This is a genomic window from Labilibaculum manganireducens (assembly GCF_002843385.1).
Classification (GTDB): domain Bacteria; phylum Bacteroidota; class Bacteroidia; order Bacteroidales; family Marinifilaceae; genus Labilibaculum; species Labilibaculum manganireducens.
Window position 1 is genome coordinate 51,332 of the sequence record NZ_MVDE01000026.1, and the last position, 16,425, is coordinate 67,756.

Sequence of the window (16,425 nt, forward strand, 5' to 3'; positions counted from 1 at the left end):
AAAAAAACTTAAAATTATAAACAGATGAAAAGAATACTCATGATTTTTTTAACCGTACTGCTGATAGGAAGCAGTTCGGCATATGCAAAATACAAAATTGATCATTTGGAGCCTTCGTTTTGGTGGACAGGCATGAAGAACACCAGCCTGCAACTGTTGATTAATGGCGAGAATATTGCTGATTTACAACCTGAGGTAAATTATGCCGGTGTCAGCATCATGAAGGTAAGTAGAGTGGCGAATGAAAACTATCTGTTTGTTGATTTAAAATTGAGTGAAATCACAAAAGCCGGAAGTTTTGATATCCTTTTTAAAAAAGGAGCGAAAACCATCCTAAAATACGAGTATCAGCTGTTGGAACGAAAAGCAGGTTCTGCCGAGCGTGTAAGCTACACTCCTGCCGATGTAATGTACCTGATTACGCCGGATCGTTTTGCCAATGGCAATATGGCGAACGATAATGTAGAAGGATTACCTGAAGGTCTGGATCGTGAGCAAAAAGATGGTCGTCACGGCGGAGATATTCAGGGAATTATTGATCATTTGGATTACATTTCCGATATGGGATTTACGTCCATTTGGTCGACTCCATTGCTGGAAAATAATCAAACTACTTATTCTTATCATGGTTATGCCATAACCGACTATTATCAAATTGACCCACGCTTTGGAACAAATGAGGATTACCGTAAATTTTCGAAAGAGGCAAGGAAAAAAGGAATAGGAATCATCATGGATATTGTTTTGAACCATTGCGGTTCTGAACACTGGTGGATGAAGGATCTGCCCTCAACGGATTGGATCAATAACGAAGGGAAATTTACAAGTTGTTCTCACAAGCGAACCACAGTTCAGGATCAATATGCATCGAAAGAGGATTTGAAACAGTTTTCGGATGGTTGGTTTGTAGAAAGCATGCCCGATTTGAATCAGCGCAACGAGTTTATGTCAAAATACTTGATTCAAAATACCATTTGGTGGATAGAATATGCCGACTTATATGGACTCCGTGTAGATACTTATCCATATTCAGACTCTGAATTTTTGATTGAATGGAACCGTAGAATTTTGGAAGAATATCCAAACCTAAATATTGTTGGCGAGGAGTGGAGTACCAATCCAGCCATTGTATCCTATTGGCAAAAGGGGAAAGAAAACAAGAATGGTTATGTTTCCAACCTGCCAAGTTTGATGGATTTCCCCTTGCAAAATGCACTGGTGGAAGGATTAACAGAAGAAGACACCTGGGGGACAGGATTCATCAAATTGTACGAGATATTGGTAAATGATGTGCAATATCCAAATCCAAATAATTTGGTCATCTTTCCTGATAACCATGATATGGCCCGAGTTTTTAATCAGTTGAATAAAGATTACAATTTGTATCGAATGGCTATGGCTTACATTCTTACAATGAGAGGAATCCCTCAAATATATTATGGAACAGAGATCCTGGCAAACAGCAATGCAGGTGGTGATCATGGATTGCTGCGCATGGATTTTCCCGGAGGTTGGGAAGGCGATGAAGTGAATGCTTTTACGGGAAAGGGCCTGAGCACACAAGAAAAAGAAGCTCAAAATTATTTAAAGAAATTATTAAATTGGAGAAAGACCAGTTCCGTTATTCATAAAGGAAAATTGATGCATTATACACCTGAACATGGAATATACAGCTACTTCCGGTATACCGGCAAAGAAAAAGTAATGGTGATTTTGAATAAGAATACTGAATCGGTTCATTTGCAAACAGAGCGATATCATGAAATGCTGAAAGGGAATGAAACAGCAAAAGATATTATCTCAGGCAAAATAATTCAAATGAATGAGGGCATAGAAGTTCCGGCCCGATCGGCAATTATTTTGGAGATAAAGTAAGAGTAAATTAGAATTAGTTAATGGCCTCGGGTAATTTTGAACTGCACCCCAAATGTTGTGTTTAACTTTTGGGGTGCAATTCAGTATTTCCGGGGATTTTATATTCTAATTCTCCTCTTTTGGTTTCCGTGGCAACACCTCTTCAGGAAATGGGAACAGAATGGTCGAATTCTTTTCCGAAGCAATATTGGCAAGGGTTTGGTAGAGTCGTAATTTAATAGCCGATGGCGATTGATCGATTAATTTACCTGCGGCCAATAAATTTGCAGCGGCTTGTTCTTCTGCCAATGCGAGAATAATCCGTGCTCTTCTGGAGCGTTCTGCTTCGGCCTGATTGGCCATCATGCGCCTCATGTTCTCAGGCAGCTGAATGTCTTTAATTTTCACATCGATAATTACAATTCCCCAAACTGCAGTTTCTTGCTCCACAATCTTTTTGATATTTTTCCCCATCTCTTCGCGTTTCGACAAGATGGTATCCAGTTCCACCTTACCACACACATCGCGCAAGGCCGCCTGAGCCAACTGCGTGATGGCAAAACTGTATTCCTCTACTTCCAAAACCGCCTTTTCGGGATCGTTGATTTGAAAAAACACGACACCATCTATACTGCATGGTACATTGTCTTCGGTCATCACTTCCTGAGAGTCGATATTGATGGTGATCACACGAATGTCGACAATACTAATGGTTTCAACAATGGGAATAATCCATCTGAAACCGGGCTGCAATATTTTGATGTACTTCCCAAAGCGGAATTTTAAGGCTCTTTTGTATTCGAAAATTACACGGATTCCGGCCAACAGAAAAAAGATAAGGGCAATGCTGCTTACTAAGAAAAAATTCATGGCGTGTGGTTTTATTTGAGGTGAAAAATGATAATCGCAATTTACACTGGTGAGGGAGGGCTAAAAGAATAAGAATGAGAGATCTTATTCTTTGCATGCGAGCGTCTTACTTAAATTTACGAAAATATAAGTGCTGGGGCAAAATTAGATTTTTGCTCCGGTCAATTCAAAAATTTAAATGCTATATTTAGCAGGAAAGCAATACGAACATCGGGAGGAGCTTCGAACAACAAAACGACACAATTTGGAGAAGCCTCGCCGAAACCAATAGATTGTATGAAAACATTTTTAATATTATTCAATTTCCTTTTATTATCAACGAGTATGGTAGGACAAAATAAGTATCCAATGAAAATTGCAATGGTTAGTGTATTTGTAGAAGATCCGGTTAAAGCATTTAAATATTATACCGAGGTGTTAGGCTTTGTAGAAGTGATGTATTCTCCGGAGAATTATTTGGCAATTGTAAAATCGCCAATGGAAGGCAACGGAACCACTTTGCTGCTGGAGCCAACCGAGCCGGATGGTATCGAGATAGCAAAACAGTACAAGAAAAAATTGTACGAAATGGGTATTCCTGTAATCTCCTTTAGCGCAACCGACATATACGAAACTGCTGCAGAGCTAAAAAAGAAGGGCGTAAGATTTAAAAAAGATCCGGTAAAAACAGATTATGGCTGCGAAGCCATCTTCGACGATTCAAATGGCAATTACATTCAGCTTTTTCAATTAAACGAATAGTCAATTTCTATCTAAAAAATGAAAGAATAAGACCGAGCCCCAAGCTCGATCTTTTTTGTTTCAGTACCACTCTTGGTTAGTATCGGAATGGCTATGATTAAAAAGAATCAATTCAATACCAACCATGAAACGAACCAGACTAGGTAAAACGACTACAGCAGACTTTTTGCAGGCCTGGGAATTGTACGAGGATGCATTCCCGGAGGAGGAACGCAGGGAGCTTAATTTACAGCAACAGATAATGCATGATGCAAATTATCATTTTGATATTATAACGGATAATGGATCAGAGAAAGTTGCCCGAATGATTATTGAGGTAGTAAGAGAAAAAATTCCTAAGAAGTAGTTTATGGATCAGCTAAGTAGAATAAAAAACAGAATTGACTCAATTGTTTCGTTAACAGATGAGGAATTATTGATATTCTCTTCTTGTCTGGAAATGAAAGCCATTAATAAAAATGAACTCTTTTTACAGGAAGGGAAGGTGTGTGATTTTATCGGGTTTGTCAATTTTGGAATGTTGATTTATTTCAAAACCTTGGAAAATGGCAACGAACTGACAACAGATTTTGCATTTGAAGGCGATTGGGTAACGATTAACGAAAGCCGTTTGAGTAATTTGCCGTCATTAATCAATATCAAGGCCATCGAAAACTCTGAATTGTTAGTGATTAAACAGCAGGATTTATCCAAGCTATATACAAAGATTCCAAAATTGGAGCGCCTGGGCCGAATCTTAATGGAACAATCATTTGTGAAGATTGCTCAGCAGAGTATCGATTTGCAAGTGCTTTCGGCAAAGGAGCGATACAAAAGCTTATTGTGCAATCATCCTGAAATCTTTCAAAAGGTGCAGCAATACCATATTGCCAATTATTTAGGTATTGCTCCAAAGTCGTTAAGCCGAATTCGCAAAGAGTTTTTTCAGTAAATCAATTTGGTAACAATTGCGGAGGGATCTCACTTCCTTATATGCCGATATTTGTATCGTAAACAGTAACACTTTATGATATGAAACGTCCATGCCAAAGCGATTTTGACACACAGCGGGATGATTATTCCAAGCATGGTAAGTTCCATCTTACAAATGAAAACAAATGTAAAAGATGAAAAAGCAATTCTTTCTTTTTGTGGTAATAATAGCTTTATCCACAACAGTTTCAGCACAATCAAAAACAGTTGAATCAACTTGCAGCAAATCAAACTTTGCTTCCCAAACCGATAGTATAACAACCAAACAAACCGTAGGCATTGCCATTGATCTGCTTCCTCCGATTATGAGTGCCACAACCGGCAATCTGGGGTATTCGGCTCAATTGTGGTATGGATACAGAAAATATCGGGTTCGCGGAGTAATTGCAGGTTTTCAGATGCCCGATAAATTGATGGGGAATAATGATTTTAAAGATTTGAAAACAACAGCCAGAGCTTTGATTTTTGATTGTTTCAAAAACAACAATTTTGAAGGTTGGTGGTTGGGAGCAGGGGCAGAAATGTGGGACAACACAATCAGCTCGAAAATTGACAACAGGAGTTATGATTTTACAAATTATGTGATTACGGCCGGTAGCGGATACATCATCAAGCTGCATAAAAATTTCTACATTGAACCCTGGGCAGCCGTGCACTATGTTGTAAATAATGAAAAAGTATTGGTTGGTGCAACCGAGTATAAAACCAAAAGGCTTCAAGGGGAAGTGTCGTTGAAAGTGGGTTGGCATTTTTAGGTGTATTTCAACTAAATAATGGTAATACAGAAGAATTGAACGTATTTTTAAAAGTATTTGGGAATATTATTGATTTTCAATTTTGTAATTTAAAGAATGGGTTTGAGTCTTGTTAAGTTTTTGTGTAGTAGTGTTTTAGTTTGATTGGTGAGAGGTTGTTGTCTGTGGCGAATCAGATTGTTTTAATTTTTAAGCCTGTTTGATTTAATAGAGACAGGATGTTTTTATACCTTCGTAAAATTTTTTATTTGAACAACCATTGAATAGAACAACTATGGCTACGATTATTAATGACGTTTCGAGAACCTTTAGTGAGTATTTAATTATTCCAGGACTAACTGCGGTCGATTGCACACCTGACAAAGTTAGCTTGATGACTCCATTGGTTAAATTTAAAAAAGGAGAATCTTCCAGAATCAACCTGAAAACACCTTTTGTATCTGCAATTATGCAATCTGTTTCCGATGATGGAATGGCTATTGCCTTGGCTAAAGAGGGCGGTGTGTCGTTTATTTTCGGTTCTCAGTCAATCGAGGAGCAGGCCAAAATGGTTAAGAAAGTAAAAAAACACAAAGCAGGTTTTGTAGAGAGTCGTGCTAATATTATGCCTGAACAAACTTTACAGGATGTAATTGCTTTAAAAGAAGAAACTGGATTTTCAACAATTGGGGTAACCAGTGATGGATCGGCAAACGGAAAATTTTTGGGGATTGTTACTGGCCGCGATTATCGATTAAGTAAGGATAGTCTGGATAAAAAGGTAAAAGAGTTCATGACTCCTATAGAGAATCTTGCTGTAGGTGAATATGGAATTAGCTTGACTGAGGCAAATGATATTATCTGGGATCACAAGTTAAATACTTTGCCTGTTATCGATAAAAAACAAAACCTGAAATACTTTGTTTTTAGAAAAGACTACGATAATCACAAAGAGTATCCGAATGAATTGCTGGATGATCATAAAAGACTAATTGTAGGAGCAGGTATTAATACCCGTGATTTTGAAGAGCGCGTACCTGCCTTGGTTGAAGCTGGTGTTGATGTTTTGTGTATCGATTCATCGGATGGATTTTCGGAATGGCAGAAAATTACCATAGAATATATAAAAGAACATTATAAGGGTAAGGTAGCCGTTGGAGCAGGAAACGTGGTTGATAAAGCTGGTTTTTTATATTTAGCCGAGGCTGGCGCCGATTTTGTTAAAGTTGGAGTTGGTGGTGGATCTATTTGCATTACCCGCGAGCAAAAAGGAATTGGCAGAGGTCAGGCAACAGCTTTAATTGAAGTAGCCGAAGCCCGCGATGAATATTTTAAGAAGACCGGTGAGTACATTCCTATTTGTTCCGATGGTGGAATTGTGATGGATTATCACATGACCCTTGCTTTGGCAATGGGTGCTGATTTTATGATGATGGGAAGATATTTTGCCCGTTTTGACGAGAGTCCGACCAGAAAACTATTAATTGGCAGTAACTATGTGAAGGAATATTGGGGCGAAGGTTCGAACAGAGCAAGAAACTGGCAGCGATATGATATGGGAGGTAAGAACAGTCTTAAGTTTGAAGAAGGTGTGGATAGTTTCGTTCCTTACGCCGGTAAATTGAAAGACAATTTAGATATTACCACAGGTAAAATAAAATCTACCATGTGTAGTTGTGGTGTTGCAACAATTTCTGCATTGCAGGCTGAAGCAAAAATTACCTTGGTTTCATCTACAAGTATTATCGAAGGTGGTGCTCATGATGTTATCGTTAAAGACACAAAGAACTAAACGATTTAACTTTAAGTATATTTCCAGACCAAGCTCTTTAGCTTGGTCTTTTTTTGTATCTGCTAATCTTTTAGTATTTTGATGAAAAGGGTGTAGAGTATATCTGTCATATTTGAATGGACAACAATTGAATCAGTGATTTGGAAAGTTTTTTTTGCACAGCTTCCTTCCTGATATTACATTGAAACATCGAAGTATAAGCTTCGATTTCGGATCTCATTTTTCCCAAATTTTGCTTTTTAAAGAAATTCATTTGTTGTGAGATTCTAATTGGGTGAATATTAATGCAAATATGTACATATTCACTATCTTTAAAAGTTACCGCTAAAAAACTTCTTTATCTGGGAGGTATTATACGTATTGCTAACCTTTTAAAATATTCGTAATGAATAAAGAATTCGATGATATACAATTGGAAATTAGAAAATTTGTAGCTCCGGAATATATTTTCGGACTCGATTCAAGAGTTTACGTGGGTTTGTATTGTCAAAAGCTTGGCGGACGGAAAGTTTTGTTAGTTACCGACAACATAATTTTAAAATCACCATGGGTATTGGAGGCAGAAGGTAAGTTGAAGGAAGCTGAAATTGACTATGTGATTTTCTCCAATGTTTCTCCTAATCCCAGAAATTACGAAGTAATGGAGGGAGCACAAATGTATAGCCAAAACAAGTGCAATATGATTCTGGCAATTGGAGGAGGGAGTGTTATCGATTGTGCGAAAGGAATTGGAATTATAGCTAACAACGGTGGAGATATCAGAGATTTTGAAGGAGTAGACAAAATATATAAGCCCATGCCTCCCTTAGTGTGTATTCCAACTACAGGAGGAACCTCAGCCGATGTTTCTCAGTTCGCAATCATCAATAATTACGAAGAGAAGTATAAGATGGCTATTATTAGTAAGGCAACTGTACCTGATGTGGCACTGATTGATCCCTATGTATTAACGAGTATGAATAAGCATTTAAGCGCTTGCACCGGAATTGATGCCCTTTCTCACGCCTTTGAGGCGTTTGTATCTAATGCAAATTCAGCATTTACCGATTTATACGCACTCGAGGCAATCCGATTGCTGGATAAAAATTTATTGTCATCAGTACAAGAACCAAACAATTTGCAGGCAAGAGGAAAAGTAATGTTGGCAAGTCTTTATGCAGGATTGGCATTTTCAAATGCCAGTTTGGGATGCATTCATTCAATGGCTCATAGTTTGGGTGGGTATTTAGATTTACCACATGGTGAGTGTAATGCCATATTATTGCCACACGTTGTGAACTATAACTTTGATAAAGCCTCTGACAGATATAAAAAAATCGCAGAAACTCTGCAATTATCATCGGTGGGGATTAATAATCAGGAAAACAAAAAATCTCTGATGAACTACCTTTTTCAAATGAACAAAACATTAGGCGTTGATAAAACTCTTCAGCAAAAGGGGGTAACTTTAGATATAATTTCTGTCTTGTCAGGCAAAGCAATTCAAGATCCGTGTAATGCAACAAATCCGAGACCTCCGGTAAAAAAAGATTTGGAAGTTATTTATAAAGAAGCTTTATAATATGGAAGATAAATGGATTAGCGACCGAAATAAAATAATAGGCTTAGGTGAGAATTCACATAGGAAAAGCTACTATCCAGAGCTGCAAAATAAAATTGAAGAGTTGGAAGCTTCACGGAAGAATATGGATACCATTTTAAACAGCACCAGCGATGGAATCATCATTCATGATATTTTGGGTGATATTTTATTTTTAAACAAGCCTGCTGAATTATTGTTGAATGCTGAATTGGGTGATAATTTAACGGTAATGGATATATCGGCCACCCAAAACAATATCGATAGTCTGCATGATATTTGGGACAAAGTAAGAAATGATAACCCGCAAACAATAGAATGGATTGTTTTACAAAATAAGACTAGAAAAGAAATACCCGTTCAGATTTCTATTAATAATACTTTTTGGAATGGGTTAGATGTTTTTGTAGCAGTTATTCGCGATTTTACGGTGCGCAAAGAATATGAAGAAAAGCTGTTGGAAGCTAAAAAAAAGGCAGAAGAAAGTGATCACTTAAAAACAGCTTTTTTACAGAATATGTCTCATGAAATTCGGACCCCCATGAATTCCATTATAGGGTTTTCGGCTTTACTTAACGAATCGGATTTATTACCTGAAAAACGTAAAAAATTTACATCTATAATAATTGATAATGGAAATCAGCTTCTATCAATCGTAAACGATATACTCACCATTTCTACTTTACAAACAAAGCAGGATAAGGTTTATCTGGAATCAACCGATGTTAATCAGGTTTTATCAGATTTATTGATTATTTACGAAAAACAGGCATTTTCCCGCCATTTATCAATTCAGCTTCATCGAGCACTATCCGATAAGGAATCGGTTGTATTTACTGATAAAACTAAAATAATTCAGATTTTAACTAATTTACTGAACAATGCTTTTAAATTTATTCATGAAGGTAGTATCGAGTTTGGATATTGGCAGATTGACGGGGATATAGTTTTTTATGTAACTGATAGTGGTATTGGTATACCGGAAGAGATGCAAACCATAATTTTTGAACGGTTTGTGCAGGCAAGTGATTTTGTGATGTCAAATTATGGCGGGAATGGATTAGGTTTAGCCATTTCAAAAGAATTCGTCGATTTGCTGGGTGGTAAAATTTGGGTGGAATCTGATGTAAACAAAGGCTCAACATTCTATTTTAGCATTAAGTACCTTCCTGTAAATAAAGAACCATACTAACTAATAACCACAGTGAAAAGAGTTAGACTAACACAAACGGATAATACTGGTTTTTTGCAGGCTTGGGAATTGTATGGGGATGCTTTCCCTGAGGAGGAACGCCGGGAGCTTGATTTACAGAAACAGATAATAAATCATGCAAATTATCATTTTGATATTGTGATTGTTGATGAGGTTTTTTCAGGTTTTATATTGTGGTGGCAATTTGAAGGACTGAGGTATATAGAACATTTGGCAACATCGATTGAATACAGGGGTAGAGGATATGGTAAAACAGTGGTTGAGCAGTTGATTTCTGAGAGTCACGATGATATAATACTGGAGGTGGAATTGCCGGATTGTGATAGCAGTAAGCGACGAATCGATTTTTACGAACGACTCGGATTTAAACTCAATACAATTGATTACAAACAACTCCCAATGCGAAAAAATGGTATTTCGCCTGAGATGTTTCTAATGACGTATCCCGATGAGCTAACAGCAGTAAAGCTGTCTTTTTTCAAAAAGAGTTTCAAAAGAATATGTTATGCTCCATATTTTGAATAGCCTAACTACTCACAAGCTATAATAAAACTGGCAGTTAAAAATTACTAAAACCAAAGCTGTCAAACGTAAATCAGAAGATCAGGTTTTTAGTTCTGACTGCTTTCTTGTCCAATTAAAAGATGACGAAAATCTCCGGGAAATAAGCTCACCAAACAAAAAGATTGCTTATATGTGGGTAGTATCTCTATTTTTGTATAATTGTTTTTAGCAGGAGAATAAGTTTGGTAAAATGCTGCATCCAATTTTCAGGCATGGGACAGCGAAAGTACAGAAGATTTTTTTTATTGTTTATCTAGAGGTCTCCGAGAACTTTAAATTCCTATTTTTGTTTTCAAATTTACGATTCGTATGAGATATTTTTTGATGTTGTTGGCTCTTGCTGTTGGTTGTTTGTTGCCAGTTCAGGCGAGTATAAATGCAAAGTTAGGTGTGTTTTTAAAAGCGCCGCTTATGGCAGCTTTGGTTAATTTTATGGTGGGTGGTTTTGTCCTTTTACTGATAATTTTGGGCACCCGTACGCCAAATAACTTATTACTGGCAGCAAAGGAAGCTCCAATATATGCATGGATTGGCGGAATGATGGGCTCTATATTTGTTGGTTCAGTTATTTTTCTGATTCCACGACTGGGGGCAGCCTTAAGCTTTGGATTAATTGTAGCCGGTCAGTTGGTTTTCTCACTGGTTTTGGATCATTTTGGCATGTTTGGAGTACCTGTTCAACCCATTAACTGGGGACGTATTTTAGGAGTTTTACTCATCTTCGCAGGAATATTGGTGGTACAGAAGTTCTAAATGTAAAGCAGGTTGAAAAGCTGGTACTTTTAATACCCAGCGGACACCTTTATGCCGAAGATGCGCTTTATTTTATTTCCCTTGATAAAACTTTATCTGAAAAGTTAACTTTTGGAATTACTACTGCCATTCCATTTAAAAAGAAGTTTACCAATAATAGTTACGAAACAATTGGAAATCATTTTACTGAAACTGATGAAAGTAACATCGTAATGTCTGCAATTCCAATCTGGTTTAAATTCAAATATACTTTTGCTTCGGGTAAAAAAGTGAATAGAATAAATCGAACCGATGATTTTAAAGAGAACAAGTTGAAAAAAGGATTTTAGTATCGCGTTATGTGCTTATTGTTTTTGATCAGTAAGATCTTTTAAAACCCATTAAATAAGCGTATAGGTAATTCAGAAGTTTTAAAGTTCTGATCAAACTTAATAAATCAATATACCTCTGCCTGTTTTAATGCACTTTTTAGTCACCTCACTCTAGCCTCTCATGAGGGAGGTAACTGCGAAAATGCAATCAGTAAAAACTCTCCTCCTCCCCACTTCTTATTTGCCGTTTTAGGTTTATCTGTTTGAGGAATCAGTTTCGGATTGTCGGGCATCGCACAAGTATAAACTTAGGGCGGAACGCTTCAAACTTGTGGCGGAACACTTCAGACTTATGCCGGAACACTTCAAACTTACGGCGGAATACTTCAGACTTATGCCGGAACACTTCAAACTTACGGCGGAACGCTTCAGACTTAGGGCGGAACACTTCAGACTTGTTTGATAACTGTCTTCTCCTGAAATAGCTTGATAGATTATTACTTAATTTATGATAGTAGTATTGTTCTTTAATCTATCTGCGGTTGAACAAATTTATAAAAATCTTTTTACTGCTATCTTAACGGCAAAAGATTCTTATTTCTGATCCGGCATTACAGTTTCAGATATAAGCCTAAAATTGTAACCCAGGAGTCTCTTAATTTCTGAAAATTCATACTTTCTTCAATTTTATTCCTGATTTTCCATTACGCCTTTTTCAGGTATTCCTGAATTTTGCTTCTTGGTAAATTGTCTCTTTTTCCAATGTTTCTTAAGGCTGCCTGTCATTTGATGCGCTTGGCTTGGAAACATCATATCTACACTTCTGTGCGGTCTTTGATTGTTGTATTTGTTAATAGCTGTTTTTACTGCCTCTAAAGCAGTGTGATAATCTGTCTTCTCCTGAAATAGCTATAATTTAGGCAGTTGATTATTCCTCTTTAGAACTTGTTACTTCTTCCTTTTTTTCTCCTTTTTCCTTGGGACTTGATCCTTTTCCCTTGAAACTTGTCCTTATTCCTTCCTCAGCACCAAATCCGAAGCCTGCAGAATCTTTAATTTTAAATTCTCAGGATAATCAGTATGTTCAGCCAAAAACCGACGGGTAATATCTCCTGCTTCTTTTGATTGAAGTCCACTATAACTGGCACTTAACCAATTGGCAGGAAAGAAAATATCTCCGGTAACCTGAATCTCTTCCAGTAATTCCAAAGCCTGAGGCAAGTAGGTTAATGCTTCCTTTTCCCGCAACGGATGATTCAGATAGCTTAAACCATCTAAAACCCAGCGCTCAATTTCTCTGTTTTCCGCTTTGTGCAGACTCGCAAAGAACCCTTCGCGAACTTGCTGATTGGCCGACAGGGCAGGAGCTGCAAATTGCAAGCGTTTTTTACGATCAGGGTTTTTAATTCGTTCGATTTGTGTGGCAACAAGCTCTTCTGCTTTTTCAGGCATTTTAATGGCCAAATTAGCAGCTAAATCAGTTGCCTTGGTTTCCGAAAGACTGAATCCGCCAATTTTGGTTTCATCTTTCCAAGCATTAAAGAGTTGTTCCAAACGCACTTTGCTTTCGGCAATACTGCTTAATGTACTGAATAAGCTCGATTTCTTGCTCATGTCCTTCTCCTCATTTAGTTGAACCCAAAGGCTGTCTTCCAAATGTTTCCCAATTTGTAACCTTTCTTCGGCACTTACATGAAGCCAATAAGCGGACTGCATATAAGATAACATGCGTTCCAAAATCAATGCGTTTTTTTCCTTTGCCAATTGTTTTTCGGCAGCAAGCACAAATTCTTTTCCGCTTACTTCTCCCTCACAAAGATTCTCATACAGGTTGATCCACGCCACTCCACGCACCAAATCATCTTTAATTTTGTGCATGTTTTCAAGAAGGAATTGCTTGGTTTTGGCATCTAGTTTAAAAAAACCATAAGCATTGCCTTTTCCATTAGGGATGATGTAGTCGGGTGTTTTTTTGCCTGTTACTTCGGGAATCGAAAGCTGTGGCTGATTAAATTTCACAGATACTACTTCACTTGTTTCTTCATAGCCTAAAAGGATGTTTAAATCCTGGTTCCAGTCACCGGCATTTCCTTTGGCATCACTTTGCGTGATTGTCAAATCAGTAATCAAACCATTTTCACTTGAAATTGATGATGTTATTGCAGGCCTTCCTGCCTTGTCAACCCAAACCTTGCTCCATTGCTTTAAATCACTCGAAGTAGTTTCGTCTAAAATCGCAATCAAATCTTCCCAGCTGGCATTGCCGTAGGCATATTTTTTTAGATAGGTTTGCAAGCCTTTTTGCAGTTCTTCTTCACCCGTAATCCGTTCCAGCATATCCATTACAATGGGCGATTTGTGATAAATAATGCTTCCGTAAACCGATCCGGCATCTTTTAGGTTGGGTAATACCTGATTAATTGCATTGGCTCCGCTTGTGCGGTCAACTGCATAGGAACTCGGGAAATGAGCCATCTTAAATTTCAGTGCATGGTTCATATCCGGAAAGCTTGGGTTGGTAATTTTATCGGCAAGGAAATTGGCAAAAACCTCTTTCAGCCAAACCTGATCGAACCATTTCATAGTCACTAAATCGCCAAACCACATGTGAGCTGTTTCGTGGGCAATTAAATTTGCCCGGTACAATCTGTCGTTTTTGCTTGCATTTTTATCCAAAAACAATTTGGAAGCATTGTACAGCGTCGCTCCCGTGTGCTCCATTCCGCCATATTGAAAGGATGGAATCACCACAATATCATACTTTCCAAAAGGATAGGGTATATCGGTATATTCTTCCAGCCAATCGAGTGATTGAAACAACAAACGAAAGATTTCATCGGTATTACCGGCCAATTTTTCGGGATCGGTTTCGCGGTGATACATGGTGTGTTGATGTCCATTGTGTTTGCGCGTTATGGTTTCGAATTTACCGGCTGCAAAAGAGAACAGGTAGGTTGGCAGTTCTTTCGTGGTAAGAAATTTATAATGGCTTTTGTTTGTGTCTTCTTTAACTGATTCAGTTTTACCATTGGCTATTGCCTTCCAGCTTTTTGGCACACTTAATGCCAATTGAAATTTGGCTTTTAGATTTGGCTGATCGAAGCATGGGAAAGCAGTTCTGGCTCTGTCCGGCACAAACAAAGTGTATAAAAATTCATCGTTACGATTCAAAGAGCTGTTTCCGGTCGTAAATTCAATGTCAATTTCGTTTTTCCCTTCTTTCAATTCCCCTTTCGGGATAATCAAATGCTCCAATTCAAAGCGGTATTTCGAGGGGTTTCCATTACAAACCACTTTATGGATTAAGTTGGCGTTTTCACGAAAATCAATTTGAAGATCCTGATCGGTTGATTGCAAATCAAAACTGATTTTATTGCTTCCCGGAATTGTCTTGTTACGATCCTCAGGGATATCAAAATTCAGCTGATATTTCAGATTGGAGATATTCGCTTTTCGGTATGCCGCCATTGTTTTGGCTACGCCTGTTTCAATGTTTAATTGTTTTGTGTTTGTGGTGCATGCCGAAAAAAGAAATGCAATAAGAAGGAATAGTGTTGATGTATTTTTCATGTTGTAGGTTTAAGTTAGAGGAGGTAAAGATAAAAGTTTATGGAACAAAGAGGAATGATGAAAAGCAAAAAGCCCGCTCAAAACAGATTTGTTCGGCGGGCTGATACATTTTGGTAAATTTTAATTTATTTTTCTCTGAAATTACTGCTGTCAAAAATTTTATTGGCATTGGCTGCGATAAAGCTTGAGAATAGCTGTCCGTTTTCATCCGGATAACGAATAGCAAATTCATAGAAGCATGCAGGTATTTCGTATACACCTTCTTCAAATTCAACTTTAATAATCTCGGAAAGGGTAGAGGACTGCTGCAGAAGCTTTTCAGGCGTGCCTTTAATTTCACCTCCCGAGGTGTTCATTTCAAAACCATTGTCTTTAATAAATTGATTCACTTTCTCGATACTATTGTATTTCTGAAGCGCGTTGATGCTGACCGTAAAGTGATTCACCCTGAATCCGTGAACGTAAAGCCAGGCGGCATATTCCGATTCGTTCCGCAAAAATTGATAATTGGCATAGCTTGGTTTTCCCCAAACACTTCCTTTGTGAATTAAATCAGGATCAGCATAATAGGCATTGCCCACCGAATAGAGTCTTCTTTTTATAGTCTTCTGAAATTCTTCCGAGAATTCGGAAAGTATTAATTCTGATATAAATACCCTTGGTGCATTTTCCTCACTTGGATGTTCCAAATGAACGGCGTTCAAGTGCTTATCTTCGAACACATATTCTCCTTTATATTTGTAGCCTGCTTTCAGGAATTTCTTTGCCAAAACCTGAATGTTCATTCTTGGGTCATCGAAGGTTCGAAAAGCTACATGGTCATTAATTACCTGTTCCCCTTCTTTGGTGAATAAATCATGTATAGCCTGGGCAGAAGGATTTTGTTTTGTATATTCCTTCCATAGCCGATGAAATATTTCTTGTTGCATAATCTGTATTTTAGTTAGTTGTACAGTAATTTATGAATTTTAATTGACTGGATTTATGTTTGAGGTCAGATTTCTTTTAAACTTTTGCTCATGGACTATTGAAAATGCAAAAAAATGACAAAAAAAGAATCTGCAGTCTTAAATTGTCAGGAAAGTATCGTTTATAATTTGTTAGTTGATGTTTGCTTACGAAAGTGACTTGGATAGAGTCGAAGAAGGAGTAGAAGAGTTTCGATTTGTTTTCAAAAAATTTGAATGTTTTTGGAAAGATGTAAAATCGAAAAAGCCTCCGATTCTTTTGAATCGGAGGCCTTCTAATTATTTTGGCGGTCTGGACGAGACTCGAACTCGCGACCCCATGCGTGACAGGCATGTATTCTAACCAACTGAACTACCAAACCAAAATATTCTGCGATTTGTTTATTGTAAGAGTAACAAATAAAAACTCTTTATTTTGGCGGTCTGGACGAGACTCGAACTCGCGACCCCATGCGTGACAGGCATGTATTCTAACCAACTGAACTACCAAACCAAAATATTCTG

The 16,425-nt window shown here is 37.6% G+C and carries 13 protein-coding genes and 2 tRNA genes; 10 read left to right on the top strand and 5 right to left on the bottom strand.

The window, feature by feature from the left end:
• The first annotated feature begins 24 nt into the window (after window positions 1–24).
• Window positions 25–1,875, top strand: a complete 1,851-nt coding sequence (locus BZG01_RS15275) for a glycoside hydrolase family 13 protein (protein WP_101310708.1) — start codon at window positions 25–27, stop codon at window positions 1,873–1,875.
• Window positions 1,876–1,980: 105 nt separating this feature from the next.
• Here the strand turns inward: BZG01_RS15275 and BZG01_RS15280 are convergent, their stop codons facing one another.
• Window positions 1,981–2,724: a slipin family protein gene (locus tag BZG01_RS15280; RefSeq protein WP_101310709.1), complete on the bottom strand. Its 744-nt coding sequence runs from the start codon at window positions 2,722–2,724 to the stop codon at window positions 1,981–1,983.
• Between the two features lie 276 nt (window positions 2,725–3,000).
• Between BZG01_RS15280 and BZG01_RS15285 the strand changes: the two genes are divergently transcribed.
• The 9 genes from BZG01_RS15285 (at window position 3,001) to BZG01_RS15325 (ending at window position 11,072) form a co-directional block, all read left to right on the top strand.
• Entirely contained in the window at window positions 3,001–3,465 is a 465-nt protein-coding gene (locus BZG01_RS15285; protein WP_218973133.1) for a VOC family protein, read from the top strand.
• 124 nt (window positions 3,466–3,589) lie between these two features.
• Window positions 3,590–3,811 (top strand): hypothetical protein, encoded by a 222-nt coding sequence (locus tag BZG01_RS15290; RefSeq protein WP_101310710.1) that lies wholly within the window; start codon window positions 3,590–3,592, stop codon window positions 3,809–3,811.
• Between the two features lie 3 nt (window positions 3,812–3,814).
• On the top strand, window positions 3,815–4,396 hold the full coding sequence (locus BZG01_RS15295; RefSeq protein ID WP_101310711.1) for a Crp/Fnr family transcriptional regulator: 582 nt from the start codon (window positions 3,815–3,817) through the stop codon (window positions 4,394–4,396).
• A gap of 175 nt (window positions 4,397–4,571) precedes the next feature.
• A complete protein-coding gene (locus BZG01_RS15300; RefSeq protein ID WP_101310712.1) occupies window positions 4,572–5,192 on the top strand; it encodes a hypothetical protein in 621 nt (206 codons plus the stop codon).
• Window positions 5,193–5,466: 274 nt separating this feature from the next.
• Window positions 5,467–6,963, top strand: coding sequence for an IMP dehydrogenase (locus BZG01_RS15305; RefSeq protein WP_101310713.1), 1,497 nt, complete (start codon window positions 5,467–5,469; stop codon window positions 6,961–6,963).
• A gap of 385 nt (window positions 6,964–7,348) precedes the next feature.
• A complete protein-coding gene (ercA, locus tag BZG01_RS15310) occupies window positions 7,349–8,524 on the top strand; it encodes an alcohol dehydrogenase-like regulatory protein ErcA (RefSeq protein WP_101310714.1) in 1,176 nt (391 codons plus the stop codon).
• Between the two features lies 1 nt (window position 8,525).
• Window positions 8,526–9,734, top strand: a complete 1,209-nt coding sequence (locus tag BZG01_RS15315) for a PAS domain-containing sensor histidine kinase (protein ID WP_101310715.1) — start codon at window positions 8,526–8,528, stop codon at window positions 9,732–9,734.
• A 12-nt stretch (window positions 9,735–9,746) separates the two neighbouring features.
• Entirely contained in the window at window positions 9,747–10,280 is a 534-nt protein-coding gene (locus BZG01_RS15320; protein ID WP_180327342.1) for a GNAT family N-acetyltransferase, read from the top strand.
• A 348-nt stretch (window positions 10,281–10,628) separates the two neighbouring features.
• On the top strand, window positions 10,629–11,072 hold the full coding sequence (locus BZG01_RS15325; RefSeq protein WP_101310717.1) for a DMT family transporter: 444 nt from the start codon (window positions 10,629–10,631) through the stop codon (window positions 11,070–11,072).
• Window positions 11,073–12,394: 1,322 nt separating this feature from the next.
• Here the strand turns inward: BZG01_RS15325 and BZG01_RS15330 are convergent.
• The 4 genes from BZG01_RS15330 to BZG01_RS15345 form a co-directional block, all read right to left on the bottom strand.
• Window positions 12,395–14,953: a M1 family metallopeptidase gene (locus tag BZG01_RS15330; protein WP_101310718.1), complete on the bottom strand. Its 2,559-nt coding sequence runs from the start codon at window positions 14,951–14,953 to the stop codon at window positions 12,395–12,397.
• Between the two features lie 125 nt (window positions 14,954–15,078).
• On the bottom strand, window positions 15,079–15,882 hold the full coding sequence (locus tag BZG01_RS15335; protein WP_180327343.1) for a DUF1338 domain-containing protein: 804 nt from the start codon (window positions 15,880–15,882) through the stop codon (window positions 15,079–15,081).
• 324 nt (window positions 15,883–16,206) lie between these two features.
• Window positions 16,207–16,283: transfer RNA gene (locus BZG01_RS15340), tRNA-Asp, on the bottom strand.
• 54 nt (window positions 16,284–16,337) lie between these two features.
• Window positions 16,338–16,414, bottom strand: a tRNA-Asp gene (locus BZG01_RS15345).
• Window positions 16,415–16,425 lie beyond the last annotated feature (11 nt).

Excerpts from the sequence above, each read along its gene's own strand:
- BZG01_RS15275 (WP_101310708.1), top strand. The coding sequence starts at position 25 with ATGAAAAGAATACTCATGATTTTTTTAACCGTACTGCTGATAGGAAGC.
- BZG01_RS15280 (WP_101310709.1), bottom strand. The coding sequence starts at position 2,724 with ATGAATTTTTTCTTAGTAAGCAGCATTGCCCTTATCTTTTTTCTGTTG.
- BZG01_RS15285 (WP_218973133.1), top strand. The coding sequence starts at position 3,001 with ATGAAAACATTTTTAATATTATTCAATTTCCTTTTATTATCAACGAGT.
- BZG01_RS15290 (WP_101310710.1), top strand. The coding sequence starts at position 3,590 with ATGAAACGAACCAGACTAGGTAAAACGACTACAGCAGACTTTTTGCAG.
- BZG01_RS15295 (WP_101310711.1), top strand. The coding sequence starts at position 3,815 with ATGGATCAGCTAAGTAGAATAAAAAACAGAATTGACTCAATTGTTTCG.
- BZG01_RS15300 (WP_101310712.1), top strand. The coding sequence starts at position 4,572 with ATGAAAAAGCAATTCTTTCTTTTTGTGGTAATAATAGCTTTATCCACA.
- BZG01_RS15305 (WP_101310713.1), top strand. The coding sequence starts at position 5,467 with ATGGCTACGATTATTAATGACGTTTCGAGAACCTTTAGTGAGTATTTA.
- ercA (WP_101310714.1), top strand. The coding sequence starts at position 7,349 with ATGAATAAAGAATTCGATGATATACAATTGGAAATTAGAAAATTTGTA.
- BZG01_RS15315 (WP_101310715.1), top strand. The coding sequence starts at position 8,526 with ATGGAAGATAAATGGATTAGCGACCGAAATAAAATAATAGGCTTAGGT.
- BZG01_RS15325 (WP_101310717.1), top strand. The coding sequence starts at position 10,629 with ATGAGATATTTTTTGATGTTGTTGGCTCTTGCTGTTGGTTGTTTGTTG.
- BZG01_RS15330 (WP_101310718.1), bottom strand. The coding sequence starts at position 14,953 with ATGAAAAATACATCAACACTATTCCTTCTTATTGCATTTCTTTTTTCG.
- BZG01_RS15335 (WP_180327343.1), bottom strand. The coding sequence starts at position 15,882 with ATGCAACAAGAAATATTTCATCGGCTATGGAAGGAATATACAAAACAA.